This is a genomic window from Longimicrobium sp., assembly GCA_036387335.1.
Taxonomy (GTDB): Bacteria; Gemmatimonadota; Gemmatimonadetes; order Longimicrobiales; family Longimicrobiaceae; genus Longimicrobium.
Window position 1 is genome coordinate 1 of record DASVTZ010000094.1, and the last position, 15,935, is coordinate 15,935.

At 67.6% G+C, this 15,935-nt stretch carries 16 protein-coding genes and 1 tRNA gene; 6 read left to right on the forward strand and 11 right to left on the reverse strand.

From position 1 onward, the window contains the following. Window positions 1–474: 474 nt before the first annotated feature. Genes bamE through VF647_08330 form a run of 5 tightly spaced genes read right to left on the reverse strand, consistent with a single transcriptional unit; the run spans window position 475 to window position 4,184 of the window. Window positions 475–1,293, reverse strand: coding sequence for an outer membrane protein assembly factor BamE (bamE, locus tag VF647_08310; protein ID HEX8452085.1), 819 nt, complete (start codon window positions 1,291–1,293; stop codon window positions 475–477). Window positions 1,294–1,316: 23 nt separating this feature from the next. Then, window positions 1,317–2,012: a phosphoribosylformylglycinamidine synthase subunit PurQ gene (gene purQ, locus VF647_08315; protein HEX8452086.1), complete on the reverse strand. Its 696-nt coding sequence runs from the start codon at window positions 2,010–2,012 to the stop codon at window positions 1,317–1,319. Then, window positions 2,009–2,278 (reverse strand): phosphoribosylformylglycinamidine synthase subunit PurS, encoded by a 270-nt coding sequence (gene purS, locus VF647_08320; protein HEX8452087.1) that lies wholly within the window; start codon window positions 2,276–2,278, stop codon window positions 2,009–2,011. Before purS ends, purQ begins: the two co-directional genes overlap by 4 nt. Further along, window positions 2,275–3,135: a CDP-diacylglycerol--serine O-phosphatidyltransferase gene (pssA, locus tag VF647_08325; GenBank protein ID HEX8452088.1), complete on the reverse strand. Its 861-nt coding sequence runs from the start codon at window positions 3,133–3,135 to the stop codon at window positions 2,275–2,277. Before pssA ends, purS begins: the two co-directional genes overlap by 4 nt. Beyond that, entirely contained in the window at window positions 3,132–4,184 is a 1,053-nt protein-coding gene (locus tag VF647_08330; GenBank protein HEX8452089.1) for a phosphoribosylaminoimidazolesuccinocarboxamide synthase, read from the reverse strand. The genes pssA and VF647_08330 overlap by 4 nt, the downstream gene beginning before the upstream one ends. Window positions 4,185–4,254: 70 nt before the next feature. On the opposite strand from VF647_08330, the gene VF647_08335 reads away from it, so the two are divergent. The 4 genes from VF647_08335 (at window position 4,255) to VF647_08350 (ending at window position 6,768) form a co-directional block, all read left to right on the forward strand. Next, window positions 4,255–5,418 (forward strand): hypothetical protein, encoded by a 1,164-nt coding sequence (locus VF647_08335; protein ID HEX8452090.1) that lies wholly within the window; start codon window positions 4,255–4,257, stop codon window positions 5,416–5,418. A gap of 141 nt (window positions 5,419–5,559) precedes the next feature. Beyond that, complete coding sequence (locus VF647_08340) at window positions 5,560–6,177, forward strand: TlpA disulfide reductase family protein (GenBank protein ID HEX8452091.1); 618 nt, start codon at window positions 5,560–5,562, stop codon at window positions 6,175–6,177. A gap of 45 nt (window positions 6,178–6,222) precedes the next feature. Further along, window positions 6,223–6,456, forward strand: coding sequence for a hypothetical protein (locus VF647_08345; GenBank protein HEX8452092.1), 234 nt, complete (start codon window positions 6,223–6,225; stop codon window positions 6,454–6,456). A gap of 78 nt (window positions 6,457–6,534) precedes the next feature. Further along, the gene (locus tag VF647_08350; protein HEX8452093.1) at window positions 6,535–6,768 is read left to right on the forward strand and encodes a hypothetical protein; all 234 of its coding nucleotides are present in this window, start codon (window positions 6,535–6,537) and stop codon (window positions 6,766–6,768) included. A gap of 71 nt (window positions 6,769–6,839) precedes the next feature. Here the strand turns inward: VF647_08350 and VF647_08355 are convergent, their stop codons facing one another. The 4 genes from VF647_08355 to VF647_08370 all read right to left on the reverse strand — a co-directional run bounded on the left by VF647_08355 (window position 6,840) and on the right by VF647_08370 (window position 10,434). After that, window positions 6,840–7,478 (reverse strand): DJ-1/PfpI family protein, encoded by a 639-nt coding sequence (locus VF647_08355; protein HEX8452094.1) that lies wholly within the window; start codon window positions 7,476–7,478, stop codon window positions 6,840–6,842. Window positions 7,479–7,973: 495 nt separating this feature from the next. Beyond that, window positions 7,974–8,189 carry a hypothetical protein gene (locus VF647_08360; protein HEX8452095.1) on the reverse strand — a complete coding sequence of 72 codons (216 nt, stop codon included), beginning with the start codon at window positions 8,187–8,189 and terminating at the stop codon, window positions 7,974–7,976. After that, window positions 8,186–8,686: a hypothetical protein gene (locus VF647_08365; GenBank protein HEX8452096.1), complete on the reverse strand. Its 501-nt coding sequence runs from the start codon at window positions 8,684–8,686 to the stop codon at window positions 8,186–8,188. Before VF647_08365 ends, VF647_08360 begins: the two co-directional genes overlap by 4 nt. A gap of 215 nt (window positions 8,687–8,901) precedes the next feature. Continuing rightward, complete coding sequence (locus VF647_08370; GenBank protein HEX8452097.1) at window positions 8,902–10,434, reverse strand: carboxypeptidase M32; 1,533 nt, start codon at window positions 10,432–10,434, stop codon at window positions 8,902–8,904. 141 nt (window positions 10,435–10,575) lie between these two features. Here VF647_08370 and upp point away from each other — a divergent pair, with 141 nt between their 5' ends. Beyond that, on the forward strand, window positions 10,576–11,214 hold the full coding sequence (gene upp / locus VF647_08375) for a uracil phosphoribosyltransferase (protein ID HEX8452098.1): 639 nt from the start codon (window positions 10,576–10,578) through the stop codon (window positions 11,212–11,214). Between the two features lie 125 nt (window positions 11,215–11,339). Here upp and VF647_08380 read toward each other — a convergent pair whose 3' ends face one another. Next, on the reverse strand, window positions 11,340–12,338 hold the full coding sequence (locus tag VF647_08380) for a trypsin-like peptidase domain-containing protein (GenBank protein HEX8452099.1): 999 nt from the start codon (window positions 12,336–12,338) through the stop codon (window positions 11,340–11,342). Window positions 12,339–13,805: 1,467 nt separating this feature from the next. Between VF647_08380 and VF647_08385 the strand changes: the two genes are divergently transcribed. Then, window positions 13,806–13,878 (forward strand) — tRNA-Ile (locus VF647_08385). A 1,248-nt stretch (window positions 13,879–15,126) separates the two neighbouring features. Here VF647_08385 and VF647_08390 read toward each other — a convergent pair. Next, entirely contained in the window at window positions 15,127–15,372 is a 246-nt protein-coding gene (locus tag VF647_08390) for a hypothetical protein (GenBank protein ID HEX8452100.1), read from the reverse strand. Window positions 15,373–15,935 lie beyond the last annotated feature (563 nt).

The following is a 15,935-nucleotide window of genomic DNA, read 5'->3' on the forward strand; positions in this document are numbered from 1 at the left end:
GGCTCGCGCTCGAGGATGCCCAGGATCAGCTCGTACTCCTCGGGCGAGAGCTTGTGCTCCGCCACCAGCTCGGCGGTGATGGCGGGGTCTCCGGGGCGGGACGTGGGGGGCATCGGTTTGATTCGGATTTATGAGCGTGGCTGCGGGGGTTCGGTCGCGGCCAAGGGGTGCGTGAGTGCGTGAGTGCGTTAGTGCGTTAGAACCCATTTGTCATCCTGAGCGACGCGCCTCACCGACCTCTCCGCGGCTCCGGCCTCTGGCGCGTAGCGAAGGATCTACTGCGCGTGACGAGGGGCTCGCGGGTACCCACCGGCCTCCTGCCTCACGGGCTAGATCCTTCGTTCGCCACAGGAGAGATCGAAGTCCACCGCCGGGTTCGAAACAGGCGGCTCCCTCAGGATGACAAAAGGGGGCAACACGCCGCGTCACAGCGCACTCACGCACTCACGCACTCACGCACTCACGCACTTCTGTTCACGGCCTCGTCACCGTCCTCGGCGTCACGTTGCGCTCGCGCTCGCGGCGGGCGCGGTTCAGCGTGGAGTCGGCTGTGGCGGAGGTGTTGCCGCGGCGGACGGTGTTGGCCTCCACACGGCCCTCGCGCGCGCGGCGGGCGTCGTCCACGGCGGTGGCGGGGGCGCCGCGGGCGGAGTCCACACGCGCCGCGTCGTCGTCCGGACTGTCCACGCCCGTGCCGGTGAGCTGGTTGCGGTCGTCGGGGCGGGTGTCGTTCACGCGGCCGCGCGCGTCCTGGCTGCCGACCCGCGCCGGGGGGCCACCGCGGCGTGCATCATCGGCGCCGGCCTCGTCGCGGCGGATGATGGTGGTGCCGCCGCCTTCCACGCGCACACCGCCCACGCGCGCCGCGCCGGGGCGTCCGATGACCGTGCGCCCCGGCTCCTCGCGCGCGCCGTCGCGGACGCGCATCTGCGTGGGGCGCTCGGGGGTCTCGTCGAGGCGCACCAACCCGGCGTCGGAGTCGCCCCGTTCGGCCGTGCCGTCCAGCGCGACGCCGGCGGCCGGGCCGGCGAAGCGGCGGCGCGCCGTGCGGAAGACGGCGGCCACCACGCGGCCGTTCTGGATGAAGACCACGTCGTCCGAGCCGCAGCGGACGGCGCACCCGTTCAGGTAGTAGAGGTAGCTCCAGTCGCCCGAGCTACGCACGGTGACGGGATCGCCGAGGAGCGAGCGCACCTGCGCGGTGGTCATCCCCGGGGAGATCGTCTGCGCCGCCGCGGGCGAAGCGGCCGCCAGCAGCGCCGCCGCCATCCATCGAGCCGCCGTACTCGCCATCGCTCCCTCCCCGTGGTGCGCCCTCAGGCGCGGGCCAGGTGCGCGGCCAGGGAGCGGAAGAGCCCCAGGCCGTCCGTGGAGCCCAGCAGGGCATCCACGGCGCGCTCGGGGTGTGGCATCATCCCGAGCACGTTCCCCCCCTCGTTCACGATCCCCGCGATGTTGCGCGCGGCACCGTTGGGGTTCGACTCCGCGTTGATCGTGCCATCGGGTGCGGAGTAGCGGAACGCGACCAGCCCCTCGCCCTCCACGCGGTCCAGCGTCGCCTCGTCCGCGAAGTAGCACCCCTCCCCGTGCGCGATGGGCACGCGCAACACCTGGCCCACGGTGTACTCGGACGTGAACGGAAGGTCGTCGCGCTCCACGCGCAGGTGCACCGGGTGCGAGCGGAACTTGAGCGAGCGATTCCTCATCAGCGCGCCGGGAAGGAGCCCGGCCTCGCACAGGATCTGGAAACCGTTGCAGATCCCCGCCACCGGTCCGCCCTCGCGCGCGAAAGCGGCCACCTCGCGCATGATGGGGCTCTGCGCGGCGATGGCGCCGGCGCGCAGGTAGTCGCCGTAGCTGAAGCCGCCGGGAAGGAAGACGGCGTCCACCCCCTGCAGATCGTGCTCGCGGTGCCAGAGGTAGACGGCCTCCGCCTCCAGCGTCTCCTGCACGGCCTTGAAGCAGTCGTAGTCGCAGTTGGAGCCGGGAAAGGTCGCCACGCCGATCTTCACCGGGCGCTCCCGGGGGCCGCCGCCACCTGCACGCTGAAGTCCTCCGTCACCGGGTTGGCCAGGAGCTGGCGGCACATCGCCTCGCCGCGCTCGCGCGCCTCGTCCTCGCTCTCCGCGTCCATGTGGAAGACGATCAGCCGTCCCACGTGCACGTCGCGCACGCCGCGGAAGCCGAGGGTGCCCAGCGCTCCCGACACCGCGTTCCCCTGCGGGTCCAGGATGCCGCGGCGGGGGGTCACGCGCACTTCGATCCGGTACTCCGTCACGTCGCCTCCTCGTCAGCGTGCGGCTGCTCGCGCCTGGGCCGCATCTCTTCGTAGTCCAGCTCGCGCGCCTCTTCCTCCCGCGGCTCTTCCAGGATCATGGGATCGCGGTCCGGCAGCCTCTCCTCGAACCCCGCCAGCACCGTCCTCACCAGCCCCCACGCGATGTACAGGAGGCCCATGGGGAAGAAGAAGTACTGCGGCACCGTGAAGGCCGCCACGATGGCGGCGAAGGCCAGAAAGAAGGCCAGCCGCCCACTCCAGGTGCGGAAGGAGAAGCGCGGCACCACGGGGTAGAGCACGTTGCTCACCATCAGCACCCCCACCACCAGCGCCAGCCACCCCGCCGCCCGCGGCATGGGCACGCCGTGGAAGAAGCGCTTCCAGAAGTCGGTGGTGGTGAAGGCGTAGAACGTCGCCAGCGTCGCGCCGGAGATGGGGGAGGGAAGTCCGTGGAACGACGACTTCTCCGTGCCCGCCTGCTCGATGTTGAAGCGCGCCAGCCGCAGGATGGCCGCCACGATGTAGAGGAAGCAGACGATCCAGCTCCACTCCCCCGCGCTGTTGCGGAAGTAGGTGAAGTAGATGATCAGCGCCGGCGCCACGCCGAACGACACCGCGTCCACCAGCGAGTCCAGCTCCTCGCCAAAGGGCGAGCCGGTGGCGGTGAAGCGGGCGATGCGGCCGTCGAACATGTCCATGACGCCGGCCAGCACGATCATCCACCCCGCGTTCCAGAACTGGCCGCGCGACGCCTCCACAATCGCCCACACGCCCAGGAAGAGGTTCCCCAGGGTGAAGGCGCTGGGGAGGATGACGATGCCGCGGCGGAGCCGGCGGCGCGGGACGGCGACGTTCACGCGAGCTCCGGGGAGTGCAGGGGGAAGTCGTCCAGCGTCATGCCCGTGAGCCGGCGGAAGGCGTCCTGGTAGCGCGCGGAGGTCTCCGCCACCACCTCGGGTGGCAGAGGCGGGCCCGGCGGCGCCTTGGCCCAGCGCCCCTCGGCCACCAGCCCCTCCAGCCAGTCGCGCAGCGGCTGCTTGTCCAGCGAAGGCTGTCCGCGCCCCGGCTGATACAGGTCGGCCGGCCAGAAGCGCGACGAGTCGGGCGTCAGCACCTCGTCCATCACCCGCAGCGTCCCGTCCGCGTCCGTGCCGAACTCGAACTTGGTGTCCGCCACGATGATCCCGGCCTGGGCCGCCGTCTCGCGGCCACGCGCGTAGAGCGCAAGGGAATGGGCGCGGAGGCGGCCGGCCGCTTCCGCGCCCACGATCTCCCGCATGCGGGCGAGGGCGATGTTCTCGTCGTGTCCCGTTTCCGCCTTGGTGGCGGGGGAGAAGAGCGGCTCGGGGAGCGGATCGCTCTCGCGCAGCCCCGCCGGAAGCGGCTCGCCGGCCAGGGTGCCGCTTTCGCGGTACTCCTTCCACGCGGAGCCGGACAGGTACCCGCGCACCACGCACTCCACCGGGAACGGCTCCAGCTTCCTCACCAGCATCGACCGCCGCGCCCACACCTCGCGCATGGGGGCCAGCGCGGGGTAGCGCTCCGCAATGGCGTCCGGATCGACCGACAGCAAGTGGTTGGGCACCAGGTCGGCGGTGCGCGCGAACCACCACGCCGAGAGCAGGGTGAGCACCTCGCCCTTGCGCGGCACGGCGTCAGGCAGCACCACGTCGAAGGCGCTCACCCGGTCGGTGGCGACCATCAACAGCGCGTCTCCGAGGTCGTACACGTCCCGCACCTTGCCCCGCACGCGCAGCGGGAAGGGGAGGTCGGTGGCGGCTACGGTCGCGTTCAGGGCGCGGGCTCCGTGTGAGGGTGGCTGCGGAGCGCGACAAGGTAAGGCGCGCCCCCACGCCCGGCAACCACGCCCGCGTGCCCGCACCACGATCTTGCGCGCGCTCCGCATCGTGTCGCATTCTCCCAGCTACGGGCGTTTACGTCCGTCCGCTGCCCGATGCCACTTTCCAGAGGCACGAATGGTCCGCTCCATCCTGCTCCGCCTCGCCGTCTGCGCCGTCCTGCTGCCCCTCGCCGGCTGCGAGTGGCTCACGGGCGACGACCGCGACCCCCCGCCGCGGTTCGCCAGCGTGACCACGGGCAATGCGCACAGCTGCGCGCTCACGACCGATGGCGAAGCCTACTGCTGGGGCTCCAACTACGCCGGAGAGCTCGGGCTCGGCGCCGGGGCGGAGTCCACGGTCCCCGAGCCGCGGCGCGTGAGGGGCGGGCTCCGCTTCCGCAGCCTCCACGCGGGGTCCCACAGCACCTGCGGCGTCGATCTGAACGACGCTCTCTACTGCTGGGGAGGGACGCGGTCCGAGCCGGCGGCGACGTTCCCGGACACCCGGTTCGCGAGCCTGTCGCCGCACCTGTACAACGTCGAGTGCGGGGTCACCACGGCTCGCGCGGTCGCATGCTGGGGGATGAACGACCAGAGCGGGTTGCCGATCGGCGTGTGGCTCACGCTGATGCCCGGAGCCACGGACTTCGCGGAGGTGAGCGCGGGAGCCTACATCACCGGGCTCGGCGGCAGCCGCGGCTACGCCTACAGCGCCCACGTGTGCGGGGTGAAGGCGACTGGCGAGGCGTTCTGCTGGGGCGACAACACCTTCGGCCAGCTCGGCATCGCGGGCGACCTGCGGCAAACGAACGTCCCCACGCGGGTGGCGCCCGGGATGGCGTTCAAGACGGTGCGCGCGGGGCTGGTCTCCACCTGCGGCCTGGACACGGGCGGGGCGCTGTACTGCTGGGGGCGGGATCGCGCGCGCGTTCCGCAACGGCTGGGAGCCACGCTTCAGTTCGAGAGCCTGGACGTAGGGACGCTCCACGGGTGCGCCGTCACCACTGCGGGCCAGGCCTACTGCTGGGGGGCTAACACGAGCGGGGAGCTCGGGACCGGCGCGCCGGCCGCTTCCGCCGAACCGCAGGCCGTCCAGGGCCGCGTCCGCTTCCTGTCGGTGAGCGCCGCGGGGTCCAGCCACCACGAGATGTTCGGACCAGTCGAGGCCCACACGTGCGGGATCGGGACGGATCACCGCGTCTACTGCTGGGGGAGCAACGCCAGCGGGCAGCTCGGAAACCGGAGCCGCGCCGCCAGCCTGGTGCCGGTAAGGGTCGCCGACCCCGCGCGCGACGTGTAAGAGCCGCGATTCCCTTCGGGAGGGCGAGATCCCTCACCCTCCCGGAGACCCGGGCGTGCCAACGGAGCAAACGTATTGCGCCATGCTTCGCGAAGGAGTAGGATGCGGAGCGGTCCAGTATCCACCCGCCGAGAGAACCCGATGTCCGCGAAGCGAATCGCGTCGTTCTTCCCCCTGATCGCCCTGCTCTTCGCCACGGCGCTGGTGCTCGTCCTCTCACGCCAGCTGGACGGCGCGCGCAAGGAGCGCGACCTCCTCCTGCAGCGCTCGCGAAGCTTGCAGCCCGGCGCGTTCGTACCCGTGCAGAGCACGCCCACGGTGGACGGCTCGTCCGTCGTGCTGGGCCAGGTGGCGCCCGGTACGCGCCAGGTGCTCTTCGTGTACAACACGCAGTGTCCGTTCTGCCTGGCGAGCATCCCCGCCTGGCAGAGCATCGCGGGCCAGCTGCAGCGCAACCCCGCGGCCCGCGTCGTCGCCGTCTCGCTCGACAGCCTGGAGGCGACGCGCCGCTACGCCCAGCGGCACGGCCTGCGTTACCCCTCCGCCATCCTGCTCGACCCGCGCACGGCCGGCCTCTTTCGCTTCAACAACGTCCCGCAGACGCTGGTGATCGACGAGCGTGGCCGCGTGATGCACTCGCGCGTCGGCCGCCTGGACGTGGGCCCCGCCGCCGACTCCGTGATCGCCGCCGTCTCGCGCCCGCTCCCCGGCGCGCGGCCAGCCGCCCGCACTGCGGCGCCCGCCCGCACACCCGGCTGAGCCCGCGCTCCGCGCCAACGTGTTCCCATTGACGAGAGGGTGATGATGCCGAAGCTCCTCGATCGCGCCGTACGTCTCACGCTCGCCCTTGTCGTCGCGGGAGGGCTGGGGATCGGCGCCCGCACTGCGTACGCGGGCGCCATCCCGCCGGACTGCTCGCACCAGGCGCCGTATCAGAGCTGCACCGCCGCCAGCGAGTGCGACGCGCCGTGCCAGGCCTACTTCGGGCCCGACGCCCAGGGTTACTGCACGAGGGGCTGCTGCATCTGCGCCATCTGAGCCCGCCGCGGGCTCACCATGCGCGCGCCGCGCTCCCGCGGCATGCGCCGATGTGTCCATTCATGTGAGGAGGGAATCATGCCCAGGCTTCTAGATCGAGCGGTTCGCCTCGGATTCGCGCTGGTGGTAGCGGGTGGGTTGGGCTTCGGTACCCGCTCGGCCGTCGCGAGCACGCGCCAGCAGCAGTGCTCGGACAACGAGCCATACATCACCTGTTCCACCACCGCGGAGTGCGGCGAGCTGTGCAAGCAGTACTACGGACCGACGGCCACCGGCTCGTGCTTCCGGGGGTGCTGCCTCTGCAACGTGTAACGATCACACGTGAAAGCAAAGGCGCTCCACCTCGAAAGGTGGAGCGCCTTTGCCGTGCCCCCGCCCCGTAGTTATGCCGCCGCGCCCGCCAACGGTAGAATGGTGCGTGGCGGCACGGGGGCGGACATGTCGTACACCATCAGGTCCGCGATCTTTTGCGCGAGATCGGCCCCCGAGAGCTTCGCGACCAGCGCGAGCGCGCCGTCGATCCCCGACGTGACGCCGCCGGTGGTGATGAACTGGCCGTCCTCCACGTAGCGGACGTTCTTGACCATCTCGATCGCCGGAAAGCGCTCCTCAACCTCGTCGATCGCGAGGTAGTGCGTCGTCGCGCGCCGCCCGTTCAGCAGGCCGGCCTCCGCGAGCGTGAAGATACCCACGCACACGGACAGGATCGTCTTGCCCCGGCCGCTCATCTCCGCGACCCACTCCGTCATCCGCGGCCCCGCCGTGGTACCCGGCGGAATGCGCCCGGGAACGACGACGATATCCGGATCGAGAGGGTCATCCGCAGAGTAGGTCGGCACCAGCCCCACAATGTGTCCCTCGGAGAGCACGGCATCGCGGCTCGGGCCTACCGTGACGATTTCGTAGCTCCCCGGCACGAAGTCGTTCGCGTGGAAAAACACGTCCGCCGGCCCGTTCATGTCCACCAGCTCCACCGAATCGAACACTACGACCGCGACGGTGAACCGCGATTTCTCAGACATGATGCTCCGGCTGCTGGGGTATGGGGGCGTTTGCCGAGGATGGCCGGAACGCGGCGGGCGAACCGGAGCGGCGAGGCGATCACCGGTCCGAGCCGACGCACCGTATTCTTCCCGACGATTACCTGTGGTCGCTCTCCTGTCAACAACCTTCGTGCACCGCCGCAGACCAGACCCGCCCCACGCCCATCAATCCCGTAGGGGCAGCCCCGCGTGGCTGCCCGTGCCCTGGTCACACGCCGCCGCCGGCCTCCCGCACGCCCGCATCCACAACCGTCCGCATCTCGGGAACGAACGAATTGGAACCACGCGGAGTCTGCCTCCGCGGATTCCCGGTTCAATCTCGCATTCCTAGAGCCGGCTTCAGCCGGCTTCGCGTCGTTTCAGGGATTCATCCCCCGGCGCAGCGGTTGCAACCGCCGGACAAACCCGCCCAAAACCAAGCGCCCCAGTAAGCTTTCCTGCTTGCCCGGGGCGCTTTGCTCGAACCGTGACCATTCAGGCCACCGGGGAGCCCGCGCGGCGCAGTTCCTCCACGTCGGAGCTTGTGATCCTCCGGCCGACCAAAGGGAGCCACTCGTCGTAGTCGAGTCCGAGCGCTTTCCCGCCGCGCGGTATGCTGAGGTGCGTCTGCCCGCTCGCCGTCTCGCCCGCGACCGAGATCTGCAGCGCAACTCTGCCATCGGCACGCAATTCCGCGAAGATCGTTGTCATCTCAAGCTCCTTGCATACGCGCGGACGAACCCCAGCGCCGCCCCGAACGACCGTCGCATCGGACCCGTTTCTACCCGAGCGGTACCGGTCGTGGCGAGGGCGAAACCCTCGGCAAAGACCTCGCTGCGACCGTGCCGGGGGTGTGAAAAATAACTCAACGCGTCGCCAAACCCAAGCGCCTCGGCCAGGATGCAACCCCGTTGCCAAGCCCGGAGAAAGCCCTCAGACCTCGAAAACCGTCCTAGGTCGTACAATGCGTGTCCTACCTCGTGTCGGATCACGTGTTCCGCTCCCTCTGCGTCGAACACCTCTCCGGCAATCTCTACCTGCTCGGCGATCCCGATCTGTCGCGATTTCCAGATGTACGCTCCCGCGATCGCGTCCCAACTCGTGGCGCCCAGCGCGCGGTACTCAGACGGTACCGGCTGGCCCCTGAGGGCCGGGAGTGCCCTGGTGAGCCGCGCCGCGATGTGGATCGTGACCATGCCGTCGGCCATGCGTGCCATAGCGCCAGCCGGCAGCGAAGCGATCTCCTGCTGCACACAAGCGACGAACTCGTCCGTAACGTCGCCAACCCTGAACAACGCCGGACCGGGTGAAGGTCCGGCGGAGCGCCCACCCGTCTGTTCCAAGGTGCTGACCGTCGGCAGGTGAAGGGTAAGAGCGTACCGAAGTCGCGGGCTGCACGCGATCGGTCCGGCCCTGCCGCGTCTCAGATCCCATAGATCGGCCGCAGCTTCCCTTCTAGATACCCCAGAAGCGGCTCGTGGCTCAGCGGCCGGCCAGTGATCCGCTCGCACAGCTCGGGCGCGGTGTAGCGGCGGCCGTGGGCGTGGATGTTCTCGCGCAGCCACGCCGTCAGCGGCGCGAACTCGCCGCGGCGGAGCTGGTCGTCCAGTTCGGGAAGCGCATCGCGGATGGTGGTCCAGAACTGCGCGGCGTACAGGTTCCCCAGCGTGTAGGTGGGGAAGTAGCCGATGGCGCCCATCGACCAGTGGATGTCCTGCAGCGCCCCCTGCGCGTCGCCGGGGACGGTGAGGCCCAGGTCGTCGCGCATGCGGTCGTTCCAGGCGGCGGGGAGGTCCTTGACCGCCAGGTCGCCGGTCAGCAACGCGAGCTCCAGGTCGAAGCGCATCATGATGTGCAGGTTGTACGTCGCCTCGTCGCTTTCGATGCGGATCAGGTGCGGCTGCACGACGTTCATCCCGCGGTACACCGTGTCCACGTCCAGCGCGTGGAGCGCGGGCTCGCCGAGCGCGGCCTGCATGCGCGGGAGCGCCCACTCCCAGAACGGGCGCGAGCGGCCCACCAGGTTCTCCCACATCCACGACTGGCTCTCATGGATACCCATGCTGGCCGCCTCCGCCAGCGGCTGTCCGAATCGCTCCGCCTTGGGCAGGTTCTGCTCGTAGAGCGCGTGTCCCGTCTCGTGCATGGTGGCGCTGAGCGCGTCGGCCCACGCGTCCTCGCGGTAGCGGGTGGTGATGCGCACGTCGTGGGGCCCGATCCCCTCGCAGAACGGGTGCGTGGAGACGTCCAGCCGCCCCGCCTCGAAGTCGAAGCCCATCCCCTCCATCACCCCGCGGTTGAACGCCACCTGCCGCTCGATGGGCACGGCTGTGCGCTGCCACGCGTCGTCCGGCTTCCGCTCCGACGACGCCACCTCGCGGATGAGCGGCGCCAGCCCGGCGCGCAGCGCGTCGAAAGTGCGGCGGATCCCGGCGGCGGTCATCCCCGGCTCGAAGTCCTCCAGCAGCGCATCGTACGCCTCGCCGCCGGGAGGCACGCCCAGCGCAGCCGCCCGTTCGCGGTTCAGGTCCACCACCTCCTGCAGCCAGGGGGCGAATGCGCCGAAGTCCCCCGCCTCGCGCGCGCCGCGCCACTCGTGCATGGCGCGCGAGGTGGTCTGCGCGAAGGCGCGCACCAGCGAGGTCGGGATGCGCGTGGCGCGGTCGTAGTCACGGCGCAACGCTCGGAGATTGGCCTGCGTCTCCTCGTCATCGCGCAGCGACGGGTCCTCCTCGCACGCGGCGATCAGCTCGCCCACGCGCGCGGCGGTGCGGCGCTCGTGCACGATGGCGGAGAGCGCGGCCATCTGCTCGCCGCGCAGGGCGGCGGCCCTGGTCGGCATGTACGTCTCCTGGTCCCACCCCAGCACCGCCGCGGCGGAGGCCAGCGTCGCCGACTCTCGGAGGTGGCGCTGCAGCTCGGCGTACGGCGCGTCGGCGGGGTGGATCTCGCTCATCGGGTGGGGCTCCGGATGGGTGCGCGTCCGCGCGAACGTCGCGGAAAAGGGCGGCGGCGGGGCGGGCAGGTTCCATGCCGGTTGACGGCGGCGCGCCGGGGCGTAGCTTCACGCAGACCGGCCAACCCCGCGGAGGAGCCCGTGAGCCAATTTCCCAACCTGACCGTCATCCGGCACCCGCTGATCCGCCACAAGCTGGCGGTGCTGCGCGACAAGCAAACGTCCAAGAAGAAGTTCAAGGAGCTCGTCGACGAGATCGCCACCCTGATGGCGTACGAGGTCACCCGCGACCTCCCCGTCCACGACGTGGAGATCGAGACCCCGCTGGAGCGCACCACCGAGGAGATGATCTTCGGCAAGAAGCTGACGCTCGTCCCCATCCTGCGCGCCGGGCTGGGGATGGTGGACGGCGTGGCGCGGCTGATGCCCTCGGTGCGCGTGGGCCACATCGGCCTGTACCGCGACCATGAGACGCTGGAGCCGGTCGACTACTACTTCAAGATCCCCAGCACCCCCAACGAGCGCCACTTCATCGTCCTGGACCCCATGCTGGCCACGGGCGGCTCCGCCTCGGCGGCGGTGGCGTCGCTCAAGAAGCAGGGGGTGGCGCGCATCCAGTTCGTCTGCCTGGTCGCCGCCCCCGAAGGCGTGCAGCGCATGCTCAACGACCACCCCGACGTCCAGATCTTCACCGCCGCCCTCGACCGCGAGCTGAACGAGCAGGGCTACATCCTCCCCGGCCTCGGCGACGCCGGCGACCGGCTGTTCGGAACGAAGTAAAGGACGGGAGCCGCGTTGAAATCAGCGCGGCTCCTCTAGCGTCGTTGTGCTTCCTGGGCCGCTTGGCGTGATAACCGTGTCGGCGACTCCCATCATCTCCGTGCGATCCAAGGACGTCGGACGCCTCAACGGGTCGTCAACCCTACGCTTCGCAAACCATCGATGACCCGGTTGATGTGGATGCCTTCGTTCCTGTAATACGATGCCTTGGTCCCTGGTTCGCGAATGAAACCGCCGCTATGGTGCAGCGCTACCATTTGCCAATGTTCGTTGAACACAGGGGATCCTGACGAGCCTGGAAGCGTGTCAGTTAGATACTGCACACGCCCCTCCCCAACGTAGGCCACTGTGTTGTGGAACATCCCAATCTGCTTGTAACCCCCTGCGGGGTGTTGGATGATGGACACAAAGTCCCCCACCTTGATCTCGACGGTGCGGAGTTCGAGCGGTTTGGCGTCTGCGGGTACACGCTCGAGCCCGACAATGGTCCAGTCATCTTGCGCACTTGTCGCGAATGCCCGTGTGGGGTCTAGCCGCAGCCGCTCGACCGGAGCTGCGTTGCCGCGGACGGTGAGCTGGTAGTTGAACTCGGCGACGCTGTTCTCCGCCTCAACTGCGTCCTGCACCACATGATGGTTGGTGAGTAGAAGTGCGTCGTTTAAAAGGAACCCCGTCCCGCTTGAACCATCCGCCAGTACGATCCGGCTAACCGCGCGCGAACGTGCTAGGCCAACTTCAAGAAATGAGATCGGCAGGAGCGTGCTCCGGCTCCCGATGATCTTCTCTTCTAACGCCGATCCGGGCGCGCCGTGCCAAGGAAGGTCACGCTGTACGTCTGGACCCGCGACAGGCGCTGGTTCGTGCCGGTGCAATGCTTGAAGCATTGGGTTCTCGGGAAAATCAGCTAACGCCACAGCTACCAGATCGTCCATCTTTGAGCGACGTTTCGCCTCCTCTATAATCTCAAACCAGTTGATGATAGCCGCCGCATTGAAGCGGATGAACGCCGGCCGCAGCTCAGCTCGTACGACTACACGCCGGGACTCCTCTACGGTGGGGTATAAATCGGCGAGAAGGTCGTTGAGAAAAGCTGCGCGGCGATGTTCGTTTTCGTGGTTTTCCATTACGAAGGGGATGGTAGAGGTCGGAACAAAGTCGGATAATCCTGTGCCAGCGCGTCAACCAGTTCGGGCAGCTTCTCCGGCGGAACATGGTCGAGGAAGCGGACACATGCAGCGGAGAGGGTGACACCGCTTCGCCAATGCGCGGGGGGGATACCGATACGGGTGGAGAGGCGCGCAAGATGGGAGTCATCCGGAAGCGAACTGAGCGCCTCCTGAAGCGCCTGCAGAGTACGCTCCCCTAGGTGAGCTTCACGTACCCTCCGCTCGAGGAGTCGAAGGTGAGAACCCGCCGTCCCGTCAGAGCGTCGGAGGTCCTCTGGCGTGGGGTACTCCGCGTCCCAGAGCGGCTCTGAAACGTCGGCAGAAGTGAGGTACCTTCCGTCACGACCTTTGTCGCGGCAGTAGCGCGCGAAAAAACGCGCCACACTGCCGCGGCAGTCGGTACGTCCGGAGACCGCGCTGGCGAATACAAATGCGAATAGCTCTGAATTACCCTCGTGGTACTCCATCAAGGCAAATGGTTGGATCTGCGTGGCAGCAGGCCCGAGGCGTTCATGAACCGCTGTGTCGGGCCCGATGCGCAGCACTCCACGCGGGATCCCCGCTATAGTGGGGAAGCGCCCCGCCCATTCGTGGGGCATCTGCTCCCATCGCATAGGTGGCAGCAGCAAAGCATCTCCCTCCCTGTACACGTTACGTTCCCATGCTTCGGGGCTGATCAAGATGGGTACCGCAGCCGAAACGTTCGACGAGGTTCCGATTGAGCACAAACGGAACCCTTGCTCGGAAGGTGGCAGTCGGAGCGTTCCCACGCCGCCAACCACAACTCGTGACTTACCGAAGGGATTAAGCGTGAGGTTCCGTCCGTTTTGTCTCTCAACGTCGCCAGCGGCCACCCGACGAAGTGTCCCGGACTCGGAACGCCAGTAGAGTCCAGGGACCCGGGGAGTCCACTCCGAGAAGACTACGGGGTGATTGAAGCAAAACCTCTCTCCCCACCAGTGGTTACTATTGGCGAGTACGAGATCCCAGAACTCGCTATCATCCTGGCACCGCACGATTCCGCCGCCGTGGTGATTGTGCTTGGGCGGGAGGGGGGTAGCGCGCGTGTAATTCTCGGCGGCCTCAATTACGCGCGTCCCAATGAAGCCGGTTTGGAGATCGTGAGTTAGCGGAGGCATGGAGGATAGGGTGGTAGCGGGTAAGGGACGGCACCGGACAAGACGAAGCGGCGTTGAGTCCGGCGAGGTGAATGGTGAATTGGTAGCGTGCGAGATCCCTGCGTGCAACTGAATCGGCGGTCGGGGTTGGTAAATAGGCCGTGCGGCGACTCCCCAGCGGGACGAAGTTGGAGCATGCTTGTACGGCATCCAGGGTTGCTTTGAGAGAACCCGTGATGCGTTGCGATTTCTCACCGCGTTGCTCCGCGCGGCTCGCGTTGTATATTCAGGCATCCTTCCGTCCGGAGGGCCCGTAGCTCAGCGGTTAGAGCAGGGGACTCATAATCCTTTGGTCGTAGGTTCGAATCCTACCGGGCCCATCGCCGCCTGCGGTTCCTACGTTTAGGAGCCGCAGGCGGTTTGCTTTCCGCCTGCGGCTCCGGGTATGTCGGCTCGATTAACAGGGACCGATTCTGAGATTTTTGCAGGAGGTCCCGCCCCCTGCGCGGGACAAACACGGGAACGGAGGTTCCGGGTTCAGGTGCCGAACATCACCCGATCTGCCACGCTCGCGGCCTCTTCTGTCTGATCGGCGTGGGCCCGATGCTAAGATACTTGCATATTGCGCAATGAGTTGGAGAGGTGCACCAACCTACATCGTTTTCAAGTGCGCATGCCGACGGCCTGGGAGCGGCCCGCTACGCGACGGGCATCAAGCGCACTATAGGTTCACTGGCAAAGGGGCTGTATACTGGGCCGGGCTGACTTGGTCCCGCGTCGGGATGTTCAGCCGCATCACCCCACCCCCGAGTGCCCCTCCACATGAAGAAATTCACGAACGCTGCCGTCGGTGGGGCCATCGCCTGTGCGCTTCGACCCGGACGCCGGTGGCTAGAGGTTTGTAGCTTCGCCATCTCTGTCTGCGTTGCCGCGCCTGCCAGCGCGCAAGTCTCGTATCAGCCCGGTCAGGCGGTTCAGTATAGTGACGGGGCTGAATGGACGGATGCTGAATTCGTGAGGCTGACGCCCGATGGGACCCAGGCGATCGTGCGAGAGAAGAACGCGTACACCACCAGCGGCTACTTCGAGCGAGCGGTGAACCTCGGTCGCATGCGTTCGCGACCGGTGCAATCAGCCCCAAATCCGGCGAGCAGGCCGGCGGCCCCTCGCCCGGTGCAAGCCCCGGCGATCCCAATCCGGCCGGGACCAGCAGCGCCAGTGCAGGCGGGGGGATCGCCCCGCTCCGGAGACTACGACATTTACAGTTATGGCAGGGGGAGCAATCCGATTCGGCTGGGCCGGATCAGTCTCTCCGGCAACAGCTATAGATTCTATGACAATGGCGACAACTTGAAGGGCCAGGGACAATATAGCTACGCCGCGGGAACCGTTAGTTGGCGCACGGGCCTGCTCAGGAGCTATGGCTGGGGCGGAGAGTTCAAGATCGAACGGGGCGGACGCACCCATTCTATCCGTCTGAACCAAGTGACGTACGCTATGAACTCGCAATAAGACGCAGGCACGAGCGAGACGATCTTTGGCTGCATGGTGATGGGCCCACCGCCGCCTGCGGTTCCTACGTTTAGGAGCCGTAGGCGGTTTGTTCACGATGTCGGGACGAAAGTAGCTCAGCCGCCCGAGCCCATACCAAAGCCGCCGCGCCCCGCCTCCAATAAGTCGGGCGCGGTGGCCGTCGTGCTGGAGGTCGTATTCGCATCAGTGGTGTCCGTCGGCACCACGTTCCCGCCGCCCATCCCGAACCCACCAGCGTCGTAAGCCGACCCGGCAGGGACCACCGCCGTAGGTGTGCCGTCGGCGCACGCTGCGAGGGCAGCAACGGAGAGCAGGGCCAGCGCGAGCCGGGGTGCTTTCATGGGTTCCGTCCTGTGGCTGGGATTTTTCCTTCGCACGAGGGTAGCAGAATATGCGGCGGAGCACGCGCTTTACGCCAGATAACAGCACATCGCGATCGACGGTACGGACCTTCACTGGCTCATCCGGTGGGGCTTCGCAGAGCGCCGGAACGATCCGGACCGGGCGGGGGTGGTCTACTGGCGCGTCACCGAGGGGGGCAGGGCGGTGCGCCTGCTGGACTGGAAGACGTTGCGGGCGTGGGAGTGATACCGCGCGGCACGAGACGACCCGCGCCCGCTCGCCAAGAAAAGGCTGACAGGCTCGGCTTCGGCATCGGCTACCCTGCTCGGATTCGGTCACATAGATCATACCAATCGAATAGTTACGAGAAGTCTATCTTACATTCAGAGCAGCCGGAAACCGCGCAAGCCCTCTCTTTTTACCTCTGTGTCTCTGTGTAGGGGTTCGACAGTGGTCGCTGACACAGATCGGTAACCAGTTGCCCTACATGAAGATGCAACAAAGCCGCCCCGAAAGCGTGTACAACGCGCCCGGAGCGGCCATAGATGGGTTAAGTCGTTAT